16 protein-coding genes are annotated in these 22,225 nt (G+C 57.0%); 6 read left to right on the top strand and 10 right to left on the bottom strand.

The features are described 5' to 3' along the window. Positions 1 to 186: 186 nt before the first annotated feature. Positions 187 to 888: a LytTR family DNA-binding domain-containing protein gene (locus SD425_RS16100; RefSeq protein ID WP_324670961.1), complete on the bottom strand. Its 702-nt coding sequence runs from the start codon at positions 886 to 888 to the stop codon at positions 187 to 189. A gap of 28 nt (positions 889 to 916) precedes the next feature. Continuing rightward, entirely contained in the window at positions 917 to 1,942 is a 1,026-nt protein-coding gene (locus SD425_RS16095; RefSeq protein ID WP_324670960.1) for a histidine kinase, read from the bottom strand. Between the two features lie 236 nt (positions 1,943 to 2,178). On the opposite strand from SD425_RS16095, the gene SD425_RS16090 reads away from it, so the two are divergent. Beyond that, positions 2,179 to 4,056: a serine hydrolase gene (locus tag SD425_RS16090; RefSeq protein ID WP_324670959.1), complete on the top strand. Its 1,878-nt coding sequence runs from the start codon at positions 2,179 to 2,181 to the stop codon at positions 4,054 to 4,056. A gap of 82 nt (positions 4,057 to 4,138) precedes the next feature. Here SD425_RS16090 and SD425_RS16085 read toward each other — a convergent pair whose 3' ends face one another. Continuing rightward, positions 4,139 to 4,693, bottom strand: a complete 555-nt coding sequence (locus SD425_RS16085) for a hypothetical protein (RefSeq protein WP_324670958.1) — start codon at positions 4,691 to 4,693, stop codon at positions 4,139 to 4,141. Between the two features lie 12 nt (positions 4,694 to 4,705). Then, positions 4,706 to 5,863, bottom strand: a complete 1,158-nt coding sequence (locus SD425_RS16080; protein WP_324670957.1) for a zinc-dependent alcohol dehydrogenase — start codon at positions 5,861 to 5,863, stop codon at positions 4,706 to 4,708. Between the two features lie 592 nt (positions 5,864 to 6,455). On the opposite strand from SD425_RS16080, the gene gndA reads away from it, so the two are divergent. The 5 genes from gndA to SD425_RS16055 all read left to right on the top strand — a co-directional run bounded on the left by gndA (position 6,456) and on the right by SD425_RS16055 (position 16,904). After that, on the top strand, positions 6,456 to 7,958 hold the full coding sequence (gndA, locus tag SD425_RS16075; protein WP_324670956.1) for an NADP-dependent phosphogluconate dehydrogenase: 1,503 nt from the start codon (positions 6,456 to 6,458) through the stop codon (positions 7,956 to 7,958). A 183-nt stretch (positions 7,959 to 8,141) separates the two neighbouring features. After that, entirely contained in the window at positions 8,142 to 9,659 is a 1,518-nt protein-coding gene (gene zwf / locus SD425_RS16070) for a glucose-6-phosphate dehydrogenase (RefSeq protein WP_324670955.1), read from the top strand. After that, positions 9,646 to 10,389, top strand: coding sequence for a 6-phosphogluconolactonase (gene pgl, locus SD425_RS16065; RefSeq protein WP_324670954.1), 744 nt, complete (start codon positions 9,646 to 9,648; stop codon positions 10,387 to 10,389). Before zwf ends, pgl begins: the two co-directional genes overlap by 14 nt. Positions 10,390 to 10,952: 563 nt before the next feature. After that, on the top strand, positions 10,953 to 15,863 hold the full coding sequence (locus SD425_RS16060) for a gliding motility-associated C-terminal domain-containing protein (RefSeq protein ID WP_324670953.1): 4,911 nt from the start codon (positions 10,953 to 10,955) through the stop codon (positions 15,861 to 15,863). A gap of 66 nt (positions 15,864 to 15,929) precedes the next feature. Continuing rightward, the gene (locus SD425_RS16055; RefSeq protein WP_324670952.1) at positions 15,930 to 16,904 is read left to right on the top strand and encodes a type IX secretion system membrane protein PorP/SprF; all 975 of its coding nucleotides are present in this window, start codon (positions 15,930 to 15,932) and stop codon (positions 16,902 to 16,904) included. A gap of 257 nt (positions 16,905 to 17,161) precedes the next feature. Here SD425_RS16055 and SD425_RS16050 read toward each other — a convergent pair whose 3' ends face one another. The 6 genes from SD425_RS16050 to SD425_RS16025 all read right to left on the bottom strand — a co-directional run bounded on the left by SD425_RS16050 (position 17,162) and on the right by SD425_RS16025 (position 22,126). Continuing rightward, positions 17,162 to 17,773 carry a hypothetical protein gene (locus tag SD425_RS16050; protein WP_324670951.1) on the bottom strand — a complete coding sequence of 204 codons (612 nt, stop codon included), beginning with the start codon at positions 17,771 to 17,773 and terminating at the stop codon, positions 17,162 to 17,164. 57 nt (positions 17,774 to 17,830) lie between these two features. After that, entirely contained in the window at positions 17,831 to 18,367 is a 537-nt protein-coding gene (locus SD425_RS16045; protein ID WP_324670950.1) for a hypothetical protein, read from the bottom strand. 195 nt (positions 18,368 to 18,562) lie between these two features. Then, positions 18,563 to 19,939 carry a hypothetical protein gene (locus SD425_RS16040; RefSeq protein WP_324670949.1) on the bottom strand — a complete coding sequence of 459 codons (1,377 nt, stop codon included), beginning with the start codon at positions 19,937 to 19,939 and terminating at the stop codon, positions 18,563 to 18,565. 20 nt (positions 19,940 to 19,959) lie between these two features. Then, the gene (locus tag SD425_RS16035; protein ID WP_324670948.1) at positions 19,960 to 20,895 is read right to left on the bottom strand and encodes a hypothetical protein; all 936 of its coding nucleotides are present in this window, start codon (positions 20,893 to 20,895) and stop codon (positions 19,960 to 19,962) included. Continuing rightward, complete coding sequence (locus SD425_RS16030; protein WP_324670947.1) at positions 20,892 to 21,578, bottom strand: anti-sigma factor; 687 nt, start codon at positions 21,576 to 21,578, stop codon at positions 20,892 to 20,894. Before SD425_RS16030 ends, SD425_RS16035 begins: the two co-directional genes overlap by 4 nt. After that, entirely contained in the window at positions 21,575 to 22,126 is a 552-nt protein-coding gene (locus tag SD425_RS16025) for an RNA polymerase sigma factor (RefSeq protein ID WP_324670946.1), read from the bottom strand. The genes SD425_RS16030 and SD425_RS16025 overlap by 4 nt, the downstream gene beginning before the upstream one ends. Between the last annotated feature and the right edge of the window lie 99 nt (positions 22,127 to 22,225).

Here is a 22,225-nt window from a genome sequence, read left to right as displayed (position 1 = left end):
TTGGCCGGTCAATATAGCGTTGCTTTCTTATCAATCCGCATAGAAGCGTAAGGCAACACATAGGCTATCAGGACTCTATCAGCCAAGCAGCAGCTATTATGAAGCTAGCTGTTGACACAGCAGATTAAAGCCAACTTCCAACGGATAAGGCATGTCGCACTTCGTCCTACCGGAAGCTAGGTTTGCTTAGCGCCCCTCTACCACTCTGGTAAATGCCGCCCGGTACGTGTCACCGATGGGTATCACAGCCTTGTCGGTGTAAATGCGTTGGCGCTCTACCACGCTGATCTTGTCCAAGGCCACGATGTACGACTTATGCACGCGCAAGAACTGCGGGTGCGGCAGCTGCTCGGCGAGCTGATTTAAGCTGATCAGCGTCAGGAGCTTTTCGGTGCTGGTAACAACGGTAGCGTAGTCCTTGCCACCCTCAATGTGCCAGAGGTCAGCGTAATCAACCTTTACCAAACGGTGGTCGGTCTTCACGAACAAGCACTTGGGCAGCTCCGGCGGGCTAGGTGTTGGCCGAGTGGCAGCTTGGGCATATACGCGTTGCGCGGCTTTCAGCAAACGGTCGAACGCAATGGGCTTGAGCAGGTAATCGGCCACGGCATACTCATAGCCATCAAGGGCATATTGCGGGTAGGCGGTGGTGAGAATGACGGCACATTTGCCTTGCAGGAGGTGGAGAAACTGTAGTCCGGTGAGCGTAGCCATCTGAATATCAAGAAATACCAAATCGATGCCGCCTTGCTGCACGCGCATGAGCCCGTCTAAAGGCTGCGTCGTGGTGCCTACCAAGTGCAAAAACGGAATTTGCCGCACGTGGCTCGTGATGACGCGCAGGGCAAGGGGCTCGTCATCGATGGCTAAGACATTCAGTTTCAGCATAACCTAATCAAGAAAGATGGACAGCTAGCTAGGTAGTTAGCTCCAAATGGCACCGGAAAATATCGTTTTCTTGGCCAGTAGCTAGCTTGTGCTGGTCAGGGTAGAGCAGGGCTAGTCGGCGCCGCACGCTAGGTAGACCAATGCCTCCCACCGGGTCTTTTTGTTTGGGTACGATGCGGTTGCGCGTCGTGAAGGTGAGCGTGTCTCCGGAGGCCGTCAGGTGCAATGCAACGGGGTAAGTGGCATCGGTGACGGTGCCGTGCTTGAAGGCATTCTCCACAAAGCAGATTAGCAGGAGCGGGGCAATGCGAAGGTGGCTGACGGCCCCTGTTACCCTGAAATCAACATGAACCTCACCTTCGTGCCGCAGCTTTTCCAGGCCGATGTAGCTAGTTAGGTAGTCAATTTCCTTCGTGAGCGGCACGTAGTGCTCGTTCGACTCATACAGCACGTAGCGCATTAGCTCGGCTAGCTTCAGCACTACGTCGGGCGTGCGCTCGGGCTCGGTGAGGGCTAGGCCGTAGAGGTTGTTGAGGGTGTTGAACAGGAAATGCGGGTTGAGTTGCGATTTCAGGTAAGCTAGCTCCAATGCGTTCTTCTCGTTCTGCAAGGCTTCGGTACGCCGCTGGTCGCGCAAGTGCTTGAACAGAAAGGCTAGTAGCACATACAACCAGCTGGTAGTCAGGTCGCGCAGGGTGAACCCTAGCACCGGCGTACCCGGCGGCGAGAACCATTGGCCGGTGAGCGGCCCAATTATTTTCTGCTCTAGAACATACCCCAGCACCGAATCGAAAACGCCGAGTAGCAAGATCTGCAAGAGAATAACGACCACCTGGCGGGGGAAGAAGAACCGCGTGAACACCCACAAACTCAGGTAGAAGGTGAACATAACGCGCCCCAGTCGGGCTAGGGTGAAAAGATCCGTAAACTGGCGCAAATACAGCCAAGCACTGAACGCGCCCTGGTTTCGCGCAATGGTGTCGAACACAACCGCTACGCCCAGAAATAGAGTCCAGAAAGCTAGGTGGTTGAGCAGGGTGCGGTAACGGGCCATGAGTGCGCAAAACCAGGAGGAAGGTTGCCCTGGCAAACTATCGAAATCAGCTCAAATGCTGCGCTGGATTTCCGTCAACGCTCGCAAAAGAGCCGCCAACGCCGCTGCAAGTCGCGCTTAGGCGGGAGTAGAAGCGCTGGCGGCTGAAAAGACCCCGTTGGCGCATTTCGGGGCTAGGTAGGAATGCTGCCTGGCTACTTTCCGGCTGTGATTCAACCTCTTCGTCCTCAACCGCTATGAAACACTTGTTCGTCTTGTTCTTACTGCTTGGCGCTAGCTTCTGCTCCTTGGCCCAACGAGCACAGCCAGCGGAAGCGCCGAAAGATCTGCCTGAACTCAAGGCCCGAATCCAGGAAGTGATGGAGCAAGAGCAGATTCCGGGATTGATGCTCGCTATTGCCACCAAGGACTCCGTGCTGTTTGCCGGTGGGTTTGGCGAGGCCAACCTTCAAACGCGTGTCAAGGTCACGGCGCAAACGCAGTTTCGGCTTGGCTCTATCACCAAAAACTTTACGGCGTTGGGCATCCTTCACCTGGTACACGCTGGCAAACTTCGTCTCTCCGATAAGCTTCATGACCTAGCGCCCGAGGTGCCGTTTCAGAATGCATGGGAAGGAACCAACCCGGTGCGTGTGGTGCATCTGCTGGAGCACACCGCTGGCTTTGAGGACGTGTACTTAAACAAAGCCTTCAACTTCTCGGGCCAAGACCTGCACGGCCTAGCTGCCGTGCAGCCGTTCCAAAAGCAACTTGTCAGCCGGTGGCGGCCCGGCGAGCGAATGGCGTATTCCAACGCGGATTACATCGTGCTCGGCTATCTGATTGAAAAGCTAGCAAAGCAGTCCTGGGATACGTACCTCAGCCAGCAGCTTTTGCAACCCTTGGGCATGGCGCGCACCAACTTCGCGTTGCATCTCAAGGCATCTGCGCCGCAGGCCCAAGGCTACGTGATGAAGCAGGGTAGAGCCGTGCCGGTGCCTCTCTTCGTGATGCTAGGTAATGGGGCTGATGGCGCCCTGAATTCTACCGCTGAGGACATGGCCCGCTTCATTCGTTTTTACCTGAACGACTGGCAGATCAATGGTGCGCCTTGGCTACCTAGCTCGTATTTGCAAGATATGGAAACGGTGCACAGCACCCTGGCTTCCCGCCTTGGCATGCGCACCGGCTACGGTTTCGGCAACCATACCAGCCCGCTTCCACACAATCTTATCTTTCATGGTCACCGCGGGGCGGTGGTCGGCTTCAATGCTGCCTTTCAATACAGCCGGAAGCTAGGGGTAGGTTATGCGCTGGCGGTGAATGGAGGCTTTAACGGCGCCCGCATTGAGCAACTAGTAGCTGAGTACGTGACCCGCAACGCGCCTGCACCAACGCTGCCTGCCGTCGTGCCGTTGGCGAGCGAAGCCGTGGCTCCGTACCTAGGTTTTTATCAACCTAGCAACCCAATACAACAGCGGTTTGCCTTCCTAGAGCGCCTGCTGGGTGGGGCGCAGCTCGCGCAAGCCGGCAATGCCCTCGTGCTGACAAGGGGCCGTGGCCGGCTTGATACGCTGGTACAGATGAGCAGCAGCTTGTTCCGCAATCCGCAACAAGCATCGCCAGTCGTAACTCTAGGCACTGATGCAGAAGGCGTTAAAACGATCATACTGGAAGATGGCGCCTACTACCAACAAGCTTCGTTGGCAAGCTTGCGCTTGCAGCAAGGGTTACTGCTGCTAGGAGCATCAGCGCTGTTGGGTGCCGTGCTAGCAGGAATCTGGTGGCTAGGGCAGGCGGCGTGTAGGCAGCTTCGTTGGCAGGAGCTTCCAGTGCGTTTGGTGCCACTGCTAGCTACGCTGACCTTGGTGGTGGCGCTCAGCCGATTGTTGCGGCCCGAGGAAGACTTCTTTGCTTTTGCCACCGTCAACGCGACGACGCTCGCTATCTACCTAGGTACTTTGTTGTTTGCTGGACTGGCCGGAGTAGAGGTCCTGCTCCTGTGGCGGCAGTGGTCAACGCTATCCAGCCGCTGGACCAAAAGCGTACTTGTTTTCATGACGCTAGGCCTAGGTTACTTAGCAAGCTGGCTGTTGATGCACGGCCTGATTGGGGTGCGCGTCTGGACGTGGTAAATGGCTGCCTTGCCATCGAGTCCAAAAGCAAAAGGCCCACCGAACCTAGGTTCAGTGGGGCCTTTTGAGGAGTTAGCAACGATTACTCGTACGGAAAGTGTGAGGAACGCCCACCTCTCGACCGGTACTTGTCTCTCTTGCTCGGCTTATCCTTGTCCTTGGAAGTGAACAACAGGATGGCGCCAGTAGTTACGGCGGCAATAGTTGCCATCTTGAGCACAAAGGGTCCGCGGTTGTATTTCCACTCCATCTTGTAGCCTTTCTCGGCGAAGATGTTGGGAACCTTGCCGTGAGCTAGGTCGCTTAGCACGCCTTCCACCACGTTCACACGGTCAGCCATAATGAGCGGCAGCCAGTGGGCGTAGTTCGATTCGCTGTATTTGAACGCCCAGCGCCGGATCATGCCGCTGAGTCCGCTTGGCGGCGCTGCTTCCCCAAATACCGAGGAGATGTGGTCGCGCTCGATGGATTTCAGGAGTTCAATATCAACTGGCTGCTGTGAGGGCCGCTGTTTGCTGTCGGGGTCCTGCGTTACGTTCAGGCGCGGCTCGCGCATGGGGTACGTAGGGTCGTTTTCGGGGTTCGCATCTATGCCCCAACCGGGTAGTTTCTGAGGATCTAGCACCGTGTTTTCCATGGTCAGTTCGCGTTAGATGTTAGCGGAGGGAGAAATGAGAATGGGCTTGATGCAGTTGTTCAGCTTGGCCGAGAACATGCGGTAGCCATCAGCCACATCCTCCAGCGGAATGCGGTGCGTGATAAGCGCTTTCGGGTTGATAATGCCGTTCTGGATGTGGTCAATCAACCTAGGTAGCAGGCGCTTCACCGAAGCTTGGTTAGCCCGAATGGTCAAGCCCTTATTCAGCACGTTACCAATCGGCACTAGGTTGTCGGTAGGACCATATACGCCCACAATCGATACCACGCCGCCTTTTTTCACTGAGTTGATAGCCCAGTGCAGGGCAGTAGTCGAGCCAGCTTGGAGCAGCAGCTTGCGGCCCGTGATAGTTTGCGCCACGTTGCCGGCGGCTTCGGCGCCTACTGCGTCAATCACGCAGTCGGCACCCATGAAGTCAGTGGCTTTCTTGATGAATACCACCGGATCGTCCATGTCCTTCTCGAAGTTGTAGGCTTCGCAATTGGCGTAGTTCTTCGCGAATTCTAAGCGGTAATCTTCCTTATCGATGATGATCACGCGGCCGGCGCCAAACAGCCAGCAGCAGCGCGCCGCCATAATACCAACCGGCCCAGCACCAAACACGACAACCGTGTCGCCGGGCTGGATGCCAGCCATTTCAGCGGCCTGATAACCCGTTGGTACGACGTCGGTTAGCAGTACGGCATCATCCGGGTCCATGCCTTCGGGAATGACCGTAGGGCCCACGTTGGCATAGGGTACCCGAGCGTACTCGGCCTGGCCGCCGTTGAAGCCACCAGCTGTATGCGAGTAGCCGAAGATGCCGCCTACGGCGCTAGCTTGGGTATTCGATTCGTGGCAGTTACCAAACATGCCTTGCTTACAGAAGTGACACTCGCCGCAGGCCACGTTGAACGGCACAATGACGTGGTCACCCACTTTTACCTTGGTCACGTCGGGGCCGACTTCTACGACAACGCCCGTAAACTCGTGGCCAAAAGTGGAGCCCACGCGGGTATCTGGCACGTTGCCGTTATATAAGTGCAGGTCGGAACCGCAAATGCAGGTGCGAGTAACCCGGACAATGGCATCCTGCGGGTGCTTTATCTCCGGCATTGGCTTCTGACTGGCACGGACCCTTTTGGGGCCCCGATAATCCATGGCGAGCATATACGTTGGTTTTGAAGGTGGTGAGGTGGGAAGGTTCTAGTCCGGTTCGAAAAGCGCCGCGAAAGAATCATCAGACTCTCAGGCGCAAAAACTCCTCTGCGGAAGTAGGGAGTACTGCTATTCCTACAAGCAAGGTTGCGAGTACTGATTCGGGAGAAAATAATTACGTATTTATACCTGAAGTTCTCCGTATTTATTCTGGGTTAGGGGTGCGGATGTGCGGATGGCCGCCTGTTATCTATTGATTTTTAATAGAGTACCTAGCTAGTAGGAAGCGGCGCAGGGGAGCATAGCGCAGACTAACGGACACTTTATAGGCTAGCTTCAGTGTAGCTATCTCCTCGATCAACCTAGCAAGCGCACAACGGCAGAGTTGCGGTCAGCGGCGCTTTGCAGCTTAGTCCAAAACTGTCTCCGCTTTATCCTGTTAGTAGGGCGGTACGCTGCGATTTACTTCCTTGCAGCATCTGGAGCCGCCAGATTCCGTACACCCAATGGTTTGCGCGCTGTCCGATGCTCGTTCATGCGCGCTTCAGTTAACCTGCTTTCCTTCCCTTTCCAGAAAGTATAACCACGAAAACACGTAGCACTAATGAGCGAAAAGCCAGCTAAGTACGCGTTCGGCATGATTGGCCTAGGTACCATGGGCCGCAACCTATTGTTGAACATGGCCGACCACAATTTTGGGGTAGCCGGGTACGATAAAGATGCCAGCAAGATTGACTTGCTCGCCAAAGAGGGGCAAGGCAAACCCGTTGAAGGATTTTCCGCCCTGCCCGATTTCATTGCTAGCTTAGAAAAGCCCCGCGCCATTATGATGCTAGTACCCGCTGGCAAAATCGTGGATAGCGTAATTGAGGAACTAACCCCGCTGCTCGATAAAGGCGACATGATTATCGACGGCGGCAACTCTTACTTCCTGGATACCACTCGCCGCGATGCGGATCTGCAAGCCAAAGGCTTGCACTTCTTTGGCATGGGCGTTTCGGGTGGGGAAGAAGGCGCCCGCTTTGGCCCCAGCATGATGCCTGGTGGCGACAAAGAAGCCTATCAGAAAATGAAGCCTGTGCTGGAAGCCGTAGCGGCCAAAGTAGATGGTGAGCCATGCGTAACTTACATCGGACCAGGCGCTTCGGGGCACTTTGTGAAGATGGTGCACAACGGCATCGAGTACGGCATCATGCAGCTGCTAGCCGAGACCTACGACATTCTGAAGAATGGCCTAGGTATGGACAACCAAGCCATTCAGCAGCTCTTCACCAAGTGGAACGAAGGCCGCTTGCAGTCTTTCTTGGTTGACATCACCAAAGATATTTTCGCCTTCATAGCGCCGAACACCGACCACCTGCTGCTCGACGACATCAAGGATGAAGCCCGCGCCAAAGGCACTGGCAAGTGGACCTCACAAGTTGCCATGGACCTGCAAACGCCCCTCGGCACCGTTGATACGGCCGTGTCGATGCGCGACATGTCGAAGTACAAGGCGCTGCGCGAGCAAATGCAAGGGCTGTATGGTCCGCGCCAGCCCCTAAGCGACGCAAACAAGGAGCAGATTCTGGAGCAACTAGAGCAGGCGTTCTACTTCAGCATGATTATCAGCTACGCCCAGGGCATGCACATGCTGGCAAATGCCTCCGTAGAGTATAAGTACGAGCTGGACCTAGCCGAAATCGCCAAGATCTGGCGCGGCGGCTGCATTATCCGCTCGAAGTTCTTGAATGACATCTACAACGCCTTCAAGCGCCAGCCCGACCTAGCTCACCTGCTACTCGACGCGGAGGTGCAGAAGCAAGTTCAAGAATCGGTAGTAGGCACCCGCGCGCTGCTCGCGCAGACCGTGGCGGTTGGCCTAGCTACACCGGCTTACGCAGCTTCGCTCAGCTATTTCGAAGCCTTGCGCACAGGCCGTATGCCTTCCAACCTCATTCAGGCCCAGCGCGACTATTTTGGAGCGCACACCTACGAGTTGATCGGCCACGAAGGCGTGTTCCACACCCAGTGGGCGCCCGACCACGAAGATGCTGCTAACAAGCGGGATACGCACGAGGGCGAAGGCTACGTGAAGCACGAAGAGCCCGTTATTCCGAACAAGTAGCCGCCTTCCGGTCCGACGCATTAGCGTCCGACCGGTATCGTTGAACGAGCTGTTAGGACACGTCGTACGTACAGCAGCAACGATACCGGTCGGACGCTGATGTGTCGGACCTGGGCTGTTCGCAGACCTAGGTATCTGCCTGTCGATCAACGCATCATCATACTCGCTAATAGCTCACATCGCATGAGTACGCACGATAACATTCAACCCACCGTCTTCGTCATCTTCGGCGGCACCGGCGACCTGAACGCCCGCAAGCTGGCGCCGGCTTTGTATAATTTATATCTGGAAGGATGGCTGCCCGAGCAGTTTTCCATTATTGGTACCGGCCGCACCAAGCTGTCGGATGAGGAGTTTCGGCAAAATCTGCTAGAGGATATCGATCAATTTTCGCGTACCGGCAAGGCCGTACCGGAAAAGTGGGAGGTGTTTAGCAAAAACCTTTACTATCAAGTAGCTGATGTAAACAACGTCGACTCCTATAAGGAGTTCGGTACTCGCATTCAGCAGCATGAAGCCGAGTGGAAGACCAAGGCCAACGTCATTTACTACCTAGCCGTTGCGCCTAATTTCTTTCCCATCATCGCCGAAAATATTGCGAAGAGCAAGCTAGGTGCCGCCGCCGACCGCGTGCGGATCGTGGTGGAGAAACCCATCGGGCACGACCTGAAATCGGCGCAAGACCTGAATCAGCTGCTCACCCGTCTGTTCGAAGAGCGCCAGATCTATCGCATCGACCACTACCTCGGTAAGGAAACGGTGCAGAACATCATGGCCTTCCGCTTCGCCAACTCGCTGCTAGAGCCGCTCTGGAACCGCAACTACATCGACCACGTGCAGATTTCGGTGACTGAGCAGCTAGGGGTGGGCGACCGGGCCGGCTACTACGATGGCTCAGGCGCCCTGCGCGACATGATCCAAAACCACTTGCTGCAACTGCTTTGCCTCGTGGCGATGGAGCCGCCCATCAACTTCAACGCTGATGAGGTGCGCAATCGTAAAGTGGACGTGCTGCGTGCCATGCGCCGCTTCTCACCCGAAGACGTGCGCCTTTCGACGGTGCGCGGTCAGTACGCTTCGGGCTGGATTGAGGGCAAAGAAGTGCCCGGCTATCGCCAAGAGCATGACGCTAACCCAACGTCCAACACCGAGACCTTTGCCGCGGTGAAGTTCTTCGTAGACAACTGGCGCTGGCAGGGCGTACCGTTCTACCTACGTACCGGCAAGCGCATGCACCAGTCGTCGTCGGTTATCACCATCCAGTTTAAAGATGTGCCGCACTCCGTATTCCCCATTGAGTCGGTGGAAGGCGGTGGGCACCAAAACCGTTTGATTATCAGCATCCAACCCGAGATGAGCATCCGTTTGCAAATGCAAGCCAAGCGCCCTGGTCTGGAGATGATTCTGAACACGGTAGACATGGTGTTCGACTACAAAGGCACTTACACCACGCAGGCGCCCGAAGCCTACGAAACCCTGCTGCTCGACACGATGCTAGGTGACCAGACCTTGTTCATGCGCGGCGACCAGGTAGAAGCAGCCTGGGACCTGATCATGCCCATCCTGAACACCTGGCAGAACCGCAAGAGCCTGAACTTCCCGAACTACTCCGCCGATTCGTGGGGCCCTGAGTCGGCCGAAGCGCTCATTGCCCGCGACGGGTACCACTGGTTTACGCTCCCGCTCAATGGAAAAAAATAAGTCTGGCATTAAGCTCAACGTCTTCACGACGCCCGACGAGGTCCTCAAGCACCTCGCCGACTACTTCGTGTACCTAGCCAACCAGAACATTGAAACGAGAGGCCGATTTGCGGTAGCGCTTTCGGGCGGCAACTCCCCGAAGAAGCTCTACGAACTCCTAGCCTCCGATACCTACAAGGGCCAAGTAGATTGGGATAAAGTTGATTTCTTCTTCGGCGATGAGCGCTACGTGCCGCAAACCGCGCCGGAGAGCAACTACCTGATGGCGAAAACGGCTTTGTTCGACCCCTTACAAATTCCGTCAACGCACGTGTTTGCCGTCGATACGGAGCTGGAGCCAGCGCAAGCTGCCTTGGCGTATGCCACCAACATTCAGTCGTACTTCAACGGCTTACCGGCTCGGTTCGATCTGGTGTTGCTCGGCCTAGGTGATAACGCGCACACCGCGTCGTTATTCCCGCACACGCCCGTGCTGCACGAGCAAGCCTCCACGGTAAAAGAAGCGTTTCTGCCCGAGCAGCAAGTCTACCGCATTACCCTGACGGCGCCGCTGATCAACCAGGCGCAAGCCGTGGCTTTTCTGGTGTATGGCCAAGACAAAGCCCTGGCCGTGCAGCAGATTTTGGAAGCTGAGCGCAATATTGAGGAGTACCCAGCCCAGCTGATTGCCCCCAAAGAAGGGGACCTACAATGGTTCCTGGATAGCGCTGCGGCCTCGGAGCTAAGCTAGGTTACCCATCATACGAGCTAGCTTTGCTTGCTCGTATTTGTTGTCAGTTTGAAAGGACCTTTCGGAGTCAGAACAAACCATTGTTCTAGCCTCGGAAGGTCCTTTTTGCGTTGGAAGGGTAATCAGAACTCAAGCGGAGAAGATAAGTAGGCTGCGGGTGACCTAGCTGTTTCTACTTGCCATTAGGTTTTTCAAATGAGGCGTAAAGCGTTCATTGTGAAGCCTTCAAAAAGAAGACGGCTGGAGCAGGTAGCACAAGCGGTGCTAGGTGAGAATTTGGTGCGAAAAACAGATGCTTGGTCTCGTCTAGGGAGTAGGGGAGAGGGAGCCGCTTAAGATGTCGGCTCTACGAAGCTGGACCAGAATGGGTAACTAGCCAAGACCTTTATCACTATTCAATCATCACAGTACATAAACCTGGCTAGCAGTGTGTAGCTTTACTGAAACCGACTAGCAATGCACGATAGCAATAGCTAGCCATCTAGCTTCGTTCTCTAAGGGCGGCGAGTGGTATTCTGCTTTCGGAGTGCCCGCTTATCTGTCCGCTACTTACCTGCCCTACTATGCCCGCAACGCTACCCTGTCATACCTTATCTAGTACCCGCACTTCCTCTTCACAGCTATTTGAGCCGGACCAGCCGGTGGGCATCGGCAATCGGCGCCCAATCAAGCCGACACTACGAGCGGCTAGCTGGCTGCTCACGCTGCTACTCCTGCTGCTGAGCGGCGCGGCCACGACAATACTAGCCCAAACGGCACCAGCACCCCCTCCGGAGTGTAGCCAGGATGAGAAATTCGCCAACACCTGGTATTTCGGCTACAAGGCAGGGCTAGACTTCAACCGAGCCACCGACTCCATTCCGCCCACAGTACTGACCAACAGCGGCATGGATGCGCCCGCCGGCGCCGGGGTAATGTCGGATGGTACCGGTAAAATTCTCTTTTACAGCAACGGCGAAAGGGTCTGGAACGGTGATGGCTCCCCGATGACCGACGGTATGGGCTTAGCTGGCAACGCCAACAATACCGACGGCCCCTTACCTATCAGGGTACCCGGTATTGTTGCGCCGGGTCAGCCGACGCGTTACTTGCTCTTCACGCTGAACAGCACTGTGGGTCTGAGCTACTCTGAAATTGAGATTCCCGCAGGTGGAGGGCCAGGTAGAGTAATACTCGCTACGAAAAACACACCTCTAGCTCGCGGTACCGCCGAAAAAATATCGGGTGTATTCCACAAAAATGGCTGCGATATCTGGGTAATTGTGCACGGCTGGGGCAACTCAACCGCCGGCAACGACAACCGCGGCGACGCCTTCCTGGCTTACCGCGTGCGGACAACCGGCGTCGATACGGCCCCGGTCATCTCGCCCGTGGGATCTTTGCACGCTCCTAATATATCGCCCGTCGGTTACAAGGGACAGATGAAGATAACCCCCAACGGCCAGCAGCTAGCTTTGGCCCGCTACAGCGAAACCACGGGAGACAACAGCAGCACTGTTGAATTATTTAGTTTTGATACTAATATAGGTCGGGTAAGCGCTGACCCGAGCAAGCCGTTTATCGTTGATCGTGGCGAGGGCAAATACTACGGCGTGGAGTTTGTGCCCGGTAGTAAGCTATACGCCACGGTGATGAACCCACCCAAGTTGCTGCAATTTGACATCAGCGGCACCAGTACCGGCACGCCGCCCAAGCAGAACATTCCGCTCAAGACCTCCGCCGACCTAGGTTCCATGCAGGTGGCCCCGGATGGTAAGATTTACGTGGCCCGCAACGACCAGCCCGCCCTGGGCTTCATTGCCTACCCCGACTCGCTGGGGGCGGCCGTGGGCTACGCCGAGGATAGCTTGCAGCTGGGAACAGGCCGTAGTGGTTTAGGCTTAGTCAATTTCAACCAAAGCTCCTTGCTGCGGGTCGGCCCCTCTCCGCGGCTTACGGGTTGCCGGCAAATCACGTTTACGGCCCCGTCCATCAATTTTAGCGGAAAAATTTATGACTGGGATTTTGGCGATGGCACTAAAATAAGTCAGTCTACAACGGATTCCGTCGTTGTTCATACTTACGCGACACCCGGCCCTTATACCATAACGCTGCGCATCACAACCAACTGCTTCTGCCGCGAAAGCTCAATCACTATCCAGGTACCAGGCCTGCCTGTACCAGGCACCATTGCGGCCCCCCAGCAGGTATGTCAGGGAACCGCGGCGGTTATTACCAGCACGGTTAATGCGTCGAGTGATGCAGGTCTGCCGCCCGTTTACCAGTGGCTATCATCACCGGATAATACCCCTGGCTCCTTTAGAGAGATTCCCGGCGCTACTAGTGCCAGCTACCAGCTACCCACTTCGCTGCCGCCTGGCACGACTTATTATCAGCGGCGCGTTCAACTGCTGCTGCCCGACCTATCAGGTCCCTACTGTGATCCAAGCTTCACTGCTGTTGTCTCCGTTACCGTAACCCCGGCCCTAGCAGCGGGCAGCATCGGGGCCAACCAAACCGTCTGCTCGGGCGCGGCCGCTGCCAACCTCACAAGCACTGCCCCCGCTTCGGGCGGCACGGGCACCCCCGCTTATCAGTGGGAATCCTCAACTGATAACGTAACCTGGACGAACGTGCCGGGTGCCAACGGCGAAACCCTAGCTCCTGGCACATTGTCGGTCACTACCTCCTTCCGGCGCCGGGTTACATCGGGGGCTTGCTCGGAGGTTTCAAACACTGTTACCATAACGGTATCCCCGGCTCTCACATCGGGCAGCATTGCCGCCAATCAAACCATTTGCGCGGGCAGCGCCCCCGCGGCCCTCACCAGCGTGGCTCCGGCCGCGGGCGGCACGGGTCTTATTGTTTATCTGTGGCAGTATTCGATAGACAATAGTACCTGGAACGACATCGGTGGCTCTGGCACTCTGGAAATCACACCGGGTACCCTAACCACCACTACCTACTTCCGCCGCCAGGCCAGTTCGAGCAGCGCCTGCGCCCCGGCTTACTCCAATGTCATTACCATCACGGTGACGCCGGCGCTAACGGCCGGCACAGTTGGCGCCGACCAAACCCTGTGCCCCGGTGCTACACCCGCCTCGCTTACTAGTACAGCCGACGCCAGCGGCGGCACGGGTACCTTCGCCTACCTGTGGGAATTTTCGACCGACAACAGCACTTGGACCGCTATAACGGGTGCTACCGGCTCGACCCTAGCTCCTGGTCCGCTCACGACTACCACGTACTTCCGCCGCCGCGTGACCTCGGGGCCGTGCGGACCGGTGTATTCGCCAGCTGTTACTCTGACGGTATTGCCAGCGCTTACTGCCGGTAGCATTGCCGCCAACCAAACCCTGTGCGCGGGCGCTACCCCGAACTTGCTCACCAGCACGGCAGGGCCCACGGGTGGCACGAGCACCTACGGCTATCAATGGGAATTATCCGCTGATAACAGTACCTGGACGGCTATTAGCGGAGCGACAAACGAAACCTTCGCACCTGGGCCGTTGACGGCTACCACCTACTTCCGCCGCCAGGTCACATCGGGGGGCTGCACCACTACGCCTTCTAACGTGGTAGTTATAACGATAGCTCCAGCGCTGACGGCTGGCACCATAGGGGCCGACCAGACGCTATGCACAGGCGGCACTCCTAGCTCACTCACCAGTAGCGCACCGGCGGCCGGTGGCCTAGGTACTATTACGTACCAATGGGAATTATCCACGGATAATGTTACTTGGGCGGCCATTGGCAGCGCTAATGGATTAACGTACGTGCCAGGTCAACTAAACACCACTACGTATTTCCGGCGCCGCGCCAATGCAAGTAGCGGTTGTGCGCCAGCTTACTCCAACGTTGTTACTATTGGCGTGGTGCCGGCGCTAACAGCGGGCGTTATTAGCACCAACCAAACGCTATGCGCGGGTGCTACTCCCGCTCAGCTCACTAACACGACCAGTCCAACCGGCGGCACTGGCACGTATACTTACCAATGGGAATCCTCCACGGACAATGCTACCTGGACGGCCATCAATGGTGCTACGGGCGCCGACTATGCCCCCGGCCCGCTCACGACGACGACTTACTTCCGACGCCGAGTAACCTCGGGGCCATGCGGACCGGTGTATTCGCCGACAGCCACCCTTACGGTATTGCCAACGTTGCTAGCTGGTAGCATTGCCGCCGATCAGACAATCTGCGCGGGTGCTACCCCTAGCTCTTTATCGAGCACTAACGACGCCAGCGGCGGCACGGGTACCTACGTTTACCAGTGGGAATCGTCGCCGGACAATAGCACCTGGACGGCTATTGGTGGTGCTAACAACCCGACTTTTGCACCTAGCTCGCTTACCGCTACTACGTACTTCCGCCGACGCGTAACGTCGGGCACGGGCACCTGCTCAACAGCTGTTTCGAACGTAGTAGCCGTGCAGGTGCAGCCCCTTGTAACCCCCACCGTCAGTCTGACGCCTCCGCCCGTGCAGTGCGCTGGCACGGCCCTCACGTTTACCGCCACGGCAACTAACGTAGGTACTACCCCAGCGTTCCAGTGGTTTGTCAACAACACCGCCGTAGCTAATGGCCCCACCTTCACCAGCAGTACGCTCGTGACCGGCGACCAGGTGCGGGTGACGGTGACTGCCTCCGTAGGAATATGCAGCACGGGTCCGGCCACCGCGACGGTTACAGTTACGCGTACGCCCGTTGCGCTGCCCACGCTTGCCATTGCGGTGCAGCCCGGTGCACCAGTCTGCCTAGGTGCGCCGCTCACGTTCAGCATCGCCAACGTGACGGAACCTGGCTTAACCCCCACTTATCAATGGCAGGTTAACGGCAGCGACGTAGCCGGCGCCACGAACCCGGTCTTCACCAGTACGGCGTTGCGGGAGGGCCAGATCGTGACGCTACGCCTGCGTACAACCGACGCGTGCGGACAGCCCACGACGGCCGTTTCCAACGGCATAGCCGTGCGGATTCAACCGCCCGTTGACGTTGATGCCGGCCCCGATAAGGAAGTTCTGCTGGGCAGTGCCGTGGTACTCGACGGCCGCGCCGATGGTACGTACCCCGTGACCTGGTCGCCGGCAGTAGGGCTCTCTTTCCCGAACAACGACCAGCTCCATCCATCGGCCGCGCCCACGGTGACCACAACGTACACCCTCTCGGCCGGAGCCGGCGGCTGCGCCGACGCCGATCAGGTGACGGTGACCGTGCGCCCGCCCATCCGCATTCCCAACGCCTTCACGCCTAACGGCGACGGCCGCGACGACACCTGGCAGATCGAGTTCATCGAGCAATTCCCCAACACGACGGTGAGCGTATTTAACCGCTGGGGCACCCGAATCTTCTCGTCCGAAAACTACAGTCGGGCTAATGAGTGGCGGGGCGACATCAACGGCCAGCCCGCGCCGGTGGGTACCTATTACTACGTTGTTGTCACGAAGGGGCCGCTGGGCAAGTCCTATAGTGGGTCGATTACCATCCTGTATTAACTGTTCTGCTGGGCTTGTCGAAGAAGACCACCTTCTTCTTGACCAGACACTAAGGCACTTCCCGTTATGAAAACAGCTCTATCTCTACTGCTGCCGTTGCTACTCCTGGTCACCGTGCCGGCCTTAGCCCAACAGGAGGCGCAATACAGCCAGTACATGAATAACAATTACCTCCTAAACCCCGGCGCAACGGGCGCGGAGGACTACATCGACGTCAAGCTTAGCTACCGCACCCAATGGGTGGGTCTGGAAGGGGCGCCTAAGACCTACTACGCCAGCATCAACTCTTCGCTGGGCAAGTGGCGCACCACGGGCAAGCGCACCCTGCGTGAATGGCGCCGGCCCTTTCACGCGTTGGGCGGCTACGTGTACAGAGACGTAACTGGCCCTACCAGTCGAACCAGCGCCTATGCTTCCTACGCCTATAACCTAGCCCTCACGCCCAAAATTCGGGCAGCCCTGGGCGTATCGGTGGGCATGCAACAATATGCCGTTGATGGGCAGCAGCTACAGTTCTTCGACCCTACGACCCAAGCGGCCAGCGCCGCTTCACGGGTGCTCGATGGCTCGGTAGGCTTGTGGGTATACAGCTCCAGTTTTTATGTTGGAGTATCGGGCACGCAGTTGCTCGGCAATAAGCTCGACTTCTCCTACGGACTCAACCAGGTAGGCGCGGGCGCCCCTGGCAACACCCTGAAGCGCCACTACTTCGTGACAGGTGGGGTGCGGATACCGCTCAGTGAAGATTGGTCGGTGGTACCGTCGGTATTAGTTAAGGCTGTTAATCCGGCTCCGCTCTCGTTCGACCTCAACGCCAAGCTTAAATACCGAGACCTGTTGTGGGCCGGCGTATCGTGGCGCGCCTTCGATTCGGCTATCGCCATGGTAGGCTTGAGTTACGAACAGTTCATGCTAGGTTATTCCTATGATGCAGGTACTTCGGAGTTGTCGGGCTACCACCATGGCAGCCACGAAGTGCTGCTAGGTTTGCGTCTGAAGAAAAGAGCCCAAGCGGTTTGCCCTCCTAATAAGTTCTGGTAGGACTTGCCCAACTACTCGGCTGATTGCCCAGTGCTGGTTTATCGTTGTTTCACCACAAAGGCACGGCGGAACGCTACCTAGGTAGCGTTCCGCCGTGCCTTTGTGGTTTCTGATGAGAGGTGCTTTATCCTCTTCGGCGCGGGATGAATCTATCGCTCCACATACTGCAACAGCTACGGTTCTCATCTACAAGCATGAGCAGGTTGCTCCCAAAGCTTCTTTTAGGGAAGGAGACACACAAGGTGTGTTTAAGTAAGCTACTGCACGTTCTGCAAAAGCGTACGTAAGGTGGCTATAGCCTTGAGGGCTTGCTGCCGGTTGCGGTCTTTTCCTGCGCATTCTTCTTTGGCTGCTGGGGCATAAAAGCGCGCCACCTTAACGGTCTTCTTGTCGATGAGGTAGAAGGTGTTTTCATCCCCATCCTCTACCACACAGGTCCTTGATGTTGGTGGCGCTTGTTGGTCATCCTGCACAAGCCATAATTGATGCGCCTGTAGTTGACTCCACCCATGTGCAAGCGTCGCAGGGTGAATTCTTTTGGGGAGCAGGTAGCGGTTGGTATCCGGAATGGTTGCTCGAAAGTGAGCCTCTTCGCGCGCAATTTGCCGGGCCAGCCGACCGGGATAGTAATGACCGAGTACATCGCGATACGGGCTGGTGTAAGTAAAAAACTCAAGTTGCTGCTGGTGCTTTGCCAGGATCATGTAGTGAGGTGAATTATTCCAATTGGAACCACTCTGGTAAACAATAGTGCTATCGTAGTTCTGCTGAAAGAAGGTGTGTAAGGGCGTTACGGCTTGCCCGCGGCTAACCAGCGCAGCACTACTAAGCGAGAGCGAGCAGATGAACCTAGGCCAATAACGGAGCATAAGGAAATTCGAAACGCAGTGCTTATAAGACAGTAAGACGTACTATTCAAGCGTTGTTTAATAAGCTACCTGAGTTTGCGCAATCGTGTACAGCGGGGTATTCTGTCCCGAAACGACCTTCAGCGTGTTGGTGTCCGCTAGCTTGCCATCAATGAGCAATTCACTGATCACCTCATAGTCTCCCTCGGAGCCGGCTAGGGGCGCCTCGTCCACCCACGCTGAAACGGTAATTTTCGGTTGAACCGCGCCCGATTTTGCATAGGTAGGAATAGGGGGCAATGCTACTTCCTTGACGACTGAGGTAACTTCCTGATCATGGAACTGAGGACTGGGCGCGAGCAGGCCGTAGGACTGTGAGGACCCTCCGGTGACCCGTTCGTATTCTACTGTGATGTTCGGCAGGGGCTTTGGCAACGCAAAAGAACGACCTACCGGTTTGACGTAATAGCGCAGGGAAACCGGATGGTATTTGGCCTCGTTTGGCACCGGAACCCGCGTAGTAGGCTGCGGGTCATCTTCACGTTGGTTACAACCCGTTGTGGATACGACCAGTAGAGCGAGCGCCAATGCCCGCAGGTAAGCAAAATGTACCATAAACGTAGGGTGATAAAAGGATGAGTGATAAGGTTTTGTACTGGAAAAGAAAAGCACAAAGGCTAGCTAGGAACTGCTACAAGCGAGCAGCGCAAGAAAGACTATTTCGCTTCTTCAGCAAGCCAAAACAGGCGGTTTTCAGGTAATAGTAGATTGTTACTGCCCAATGCCTAGCTTCTGCGTTGGCGATATAACCTACTGATAGCCAAAACGGTAGCGCAAACCGAAGCTGGTACCCCATTGCAAGAATTGAAAATTCTGTAAGTCTTGGCGTAGATCCTTGATGGCGACCCATTCCGCCGTGGCTTGTATCCGACGGCGGCGGCCAAACCCGTAACCTAGGTTGAGCCCCAGCGAGGCGTGCATACCAAAGGTGCTACGGTGGAAGCTATACATATCCGTCGGTTGACCGCTGACACGCGTTTGTTCTTGATAACGGACCGAGGACCATTCCGGCACCAGACCTCCTACGGCATCAAATTGCACGTGCTGAAGGAAGGAGCGCGTTAGGCCATAGCGGAGCAGCACGGGCACGGCTAGGTCGTGCTCCTGGGTCTGGCTAGCGTATAGATAGCCTTGGAAGTCTGTGGTGCTGGAGTGTCGGTTCGCCCGCTGGCGCTGCAGACCTAGCTGCAAGGCCAGACGTGGCCGCAGGTAATAGCCAGCATACACATAGGGCGTGAGTAGCGGTTGCTCGTACGTCCCATACCCTTGGGTGCGCAGGGTTATTAGCCCTCGATAGGGATTGCGCGCGGAGTAATGCACCTGGTAGAGGTAGCCACCGAGATTCACGCCTGCGTAAGCCTTGGGCTTTAGGGAAACGTCGGTGTCGAGGGCAATTGGTCGGGGCGAGTAGGTAAGGGCTGGCAAAGAGCCGAGCGTTAACCCGACGCGTAAACTACCGTTGAGCACGACGGACGGTCTAGCTGGTGCGAGCAAACTGCTGACACCAATGTTGGCGTCGACAAAGCCGTAGCGTCCCCACCGGCGCTGCAAGCCGTACAGAACGGCGGCATCGACACCGAGCCAGCGTCCGTGGCTGTCGTAAGAGTGTAGGGGCGTTTCCCGCGACTGCTTACCTAGGCCCGCGCCTAATGCAACGGATACATAGTTTGCGGAGAAATGGGTGGTATTGCGGCCCAGCCGTAAGCGTCGTTCCTGATTATAGTAGTAGCGGCCTGCTACTTGCGTGCGCACACTTAGGCTGCGCTGCAGGGACGCTCCAGGCTCGGCGCGGTAGCGGACAAGCGCCGGACTGACTTCGCCCAACACCGACCAAGCAGGGCTGTCGAGCCTACGCTCGTAGGCTATGTGCACGCCATAGCGGGTATAATACTTGTCCGCTCCAAGCCAATGAGTTCCGGGCAAGAAGTTGTTGAGCCCTAGCTTCCACAAGCCGCGGTCTTCTGCTTGCACGCGTAAGGGTACGGTCGGCAGGGTCGTTACTTCTTCGCCGTAGCTCAAGTGGGTCGAGTCAGGCGTCGTTTGAGCCATCGCGCGGGAGCAGGTACCGGGCAGCAGTACTGCCCAAAGCAAGGACCGGCAGCTACGCAAGGAATAGTGATAGAGCATAAGCGAGTGGGATAGATGGGTTAGAATTGAGGCGAAAGGGGCTGCGTTTGCAAGGTCAGGGGCGCATACGAGGTGCTCACGCGCACTAAGCTGCGCGACGTGCCCGCCGCTACGGTCAAGGAGGCGCGACTGACATTTCCTTTTTTACTGGTCGCGTAGGCTGGGGGCACTGCTAAGGCTCCTTGCTGCACGTTCAACTGGTAGGCAAATAACTCGGGTTGGGCCGCGCTGATGGTAACCTCCGTGCGGTCGGCCACAACGGTTAGCTTTTGCAAGCTGGCCGTGGGCTGGACGCGGACGCTGCCGTAATAATTGTGCACCGTACAATCGCCGCCTAGCCCCACCAGCTGCACCGCCGATTTATTGGCTTCGCACGTGAAGCTAGCCTGTAGGTTCGTCGCGGTCAGGTCGGCGTAGCGGGCCGTGACCGTAAGCGTCCCGCGTAAGTTGCGCAGGGCAATCTTGCCAAAGCTTTGCTCTAGTTCCTGCTGGCCTGTGAGGTCAGTCAGCTCGGTTTGGCCGTAGGTATTCACGATTTTCAGGGGGCTACCGGCTGGCATCATCACGGTGTATTCGGCGCGCAAGTCACTGCGCACGGCCGAAGCGCCGGCCGGCAGCGTAAAGAAGTTGAGCAGATACAGCACGTTCCCAGTTTGCTGGAGACGGTAGCGTGCCACGGGTAGATCCTGCTCGGCCACTGCTTGTTCGGGATGACGGGCACTTAAACGCAGCACCACCTGCACCGTCGGCTTGTCCCAGCCCTGCACCCGGATCGTGGCCTTTTCCGCCCGGATCGTCACACTCATGCCCGGCCGAAAGCTCCAGCTCTGCTCCAGGGTGCGCGTCACGACTTGCACCTTCTGCTGAGCCTGCGCCGCTGACAGCTGTAACCCTAGCAGCAGGATCAACAACCCGGAGCGCCACCACATGCGCATGGAAGTGAAAGGAATGATCATGAGATAAGCAGTTGAACAAGTTCACGGGTGATGGTCGCCTTCAAGGTTACCAACTGGGCCTGCTGGCGCAGCAGGTCCGGCGACTCGCCAAAGCGGCGCGCATCGCGGCGCAGCTGTTTCTCCTGGCTTTCCACCTCCGTCAGCTGCGTGCGCAGGGCACGAAACTCTCCCGATTGGCACACCGTAGGCAGCGACGAACAGTGCGCATCAATAAAGGAGCGGCCTTGCTGTTCGAGCGGATCTGGGGTGGGGGCAGGTAGTGATAGGGGAGTGGCCACTTCCTCCTGAGTGACGGCCACCGTTTCACGAGGACTGGTGGCTAGTTGAGCCGGCCGCTGTTGCCACCAGAGGCCTACTAGCAGCAGCACACTGGCGGCAATGGCCAGCGTCCGACGCAAAACCTTGGGAGGCCACAACGACCGAACGGTGGCCGCTGGCGCAGTGCTAGGTAAGGAAACCACCTGCGCTTGCTCGTCGAGCCGAGCGGCGATAGTGTCCCACACAAACGCATCGGGTTCGTGTTCGGGCAGGGTAGCCACGGCGCGGGTAAGCGCCGCCTGCGCGCTTAGTTGGGCTTCTATTCGGGACCACGTGGCTGGGTCGGGCTCGTGCGTCGGAAGGTCGTTGAGGGCCCGCCGGAGGTTGAGGCCACCAGCCTCAGGTTGTTCGGGGGTCTGGCTCATAGATAGAGGTAGTGGAGTTTGCGTTGTAGCAGGCGCTTAGCGTAATAGAGTTGCGACTTGCTGGTGCCTTCCGTAATGGTGAGTAATTCGGCTACTTCGCGGTGGGCATAGCCTTCGACTTCAATGAGGCAGAACACTGCCCGATAACCGGCCGGTAGCTCGCCAATGGCCTTGTCCAGGGCTTCGCCCGTCAGGTTGTCGTGCCAAGGAACGAGGGGCTCGGGGTGGTGCTCCTGGTCATAGGCGACTTCCAGGCGCTGTTGTTCCCGAAGAGTCCGTAAGGACCGCCGCACCACGATGCCTTTAATCCAAGCGCCAAGGGTAGACTGCTGCCGAAAGTCAAGCAAGTGCTGGAACACTTCGACAAATGCCTCCTGCAACGCGTCTTGCGCTAATTCCCGGTTGCCTCCCAGCATCCGCAGGGCCGTCGAAAACATAGCCGCTTTGTACCGTTGATACAGCTGATACTGGGCCTGACGATCTTGGGTCAGGCAAGCCGTTAGCAGGCGCTGTTCGTCGGGAGGCAACTGGAAAGGGGCGGCTGACACGGCGTTGAAGTTTGGCGTAAAGTGCCAGCCTAATGGCAAAAGGTTGGTCGCGGCAGAAAATATTTTTTAGCTGCGCTATATCGCCGTGCGTAGCCTACT

Source organism: Hymenobacter sp. GOD-10R, assembly GCF_035609205.1.
Lineage (GTDB): Bacteria > Bacteroidota > Bacteroidia > Cytophagales > Hymenobacteraceae > Hymenobacter.
The sequence above is the reverse complement of the archived record's forward strand: the minus strand, read 5'-3'. Positions and strand labels throughout refer to the sequence as shown.

What these genes read in the sequence shown, in the direction of transcription:
- SD425_RS16100 (WP_324670961.1), bottom strand. Translation starts at nt 888, where the DNA reads ATGCTGAAACTGAATGTCTTAGCCATCGATGACGAGCCCCTTGCCCTG.
- SD425_RS16095 (WP_324670960.1), bottom strand. Translation starts at nt 1,942, where the DNA reads ATGGCCCGTTACCGCACCCTGCTCAACCACCTAGCTTTCTGGACTCTA.
- SD425_RS16090 (WP_324670959.1), top strand. Translation starts at nt 2,179, where the DNA reads ATGAAACACTTGTTCGTCTTGTTCTTACTGCTTGGCGCTAGCTTCTGC.
- SD425_RS16085 (WP_324670958.1), bottom strand. Translation starts at nt 4,693, where the DNA reads ATGGAAAACACGGTGCTAGATCCTCAGAAACTACCCGGTTGGGGCATA.
- SD425_RS16080 (WP_324670957.1), bottom strand. Translation starts at nt 5,863, where the DNA reads ATGCTCGCCATGGATTATCGGGGCCCCAAAAGGGTCCGTGCCAGTCAG.
- gndA (WP_324670956.1), top strand. Translation starts at nt 6,456, where the DNA reads ATGAGCGAAAAGCCAGCTAAGTACGCGTTCGGCATGATTGGCCTAGGT.
- zwf (WP_324670955.1), top strand. Translation starts at nt 8,142, where the DNA reads ATGAGTACGCACGATAACATTCAACCCACCGTCTTCGTCATCTTCGGC.
- pgl (WP_324670954.1), top strand. Translation starts at nt 9,646, where the DNA reads ATGGAAAAAAATAAGTCTGGCATTAAGCTCAACGTCTTCACGACGCCC.
- SD425_RS16060 (WP_324670953.1), top strand. Translation starts at nt 10,953, where the DNA reads ATGCCCGCAACGCTACCCTGTCATACCTTATCTAGTACCCGCACTTCC.
- SD425_RS16055 (WP_324670952.1), top strand. Translation starts at nt 15,930, where the DNA reads ATGAAAACAGCTCTATCTCTACTGCTGCCGTTGCTACTCCTGGTCACC.
- SD425_RS16050 (WP_324670951.1), bottom strand. Translation starts at nt 17,773, where the DNA reads ATGCTCCGTTATTGGCCTAGGTTCATCTGCTCGCTCTCGCTTAGTAGT.
- SD425_RS16045 (WP_324670950.1), bottom strand. Translation starts at nt 18,367, where the DNA reads ATGGTACATTTTGCTTACCTGCGGGCATTGGCGCTCGCTCTACTGGTC.
- SD425_RS16040 (WP_324670949.1), bottom strand. Translation starts at nt 19,939, where the DNA reads ATGCTCTATCACTATTCCTTGCGTAGCTGCCGGTCCTTGCTTTGGGCA.
- SD425_RS16035 (WP_324670948.1), bottom strand. Translation starts at nt 20,895, where the DNA reads ATGATCATTCCTTTCACTTCCATGCGCATGTGGTGGCGCTCCGGGTTG.
- SD425_RS16030 (WP_324670947.1), bottom strand. Translation starts at nt 21,578, where the DNA reads ATGAGCCAGACCCCCGAACAACCTGAGGCTGGTGGCCTCAACCTCCGG.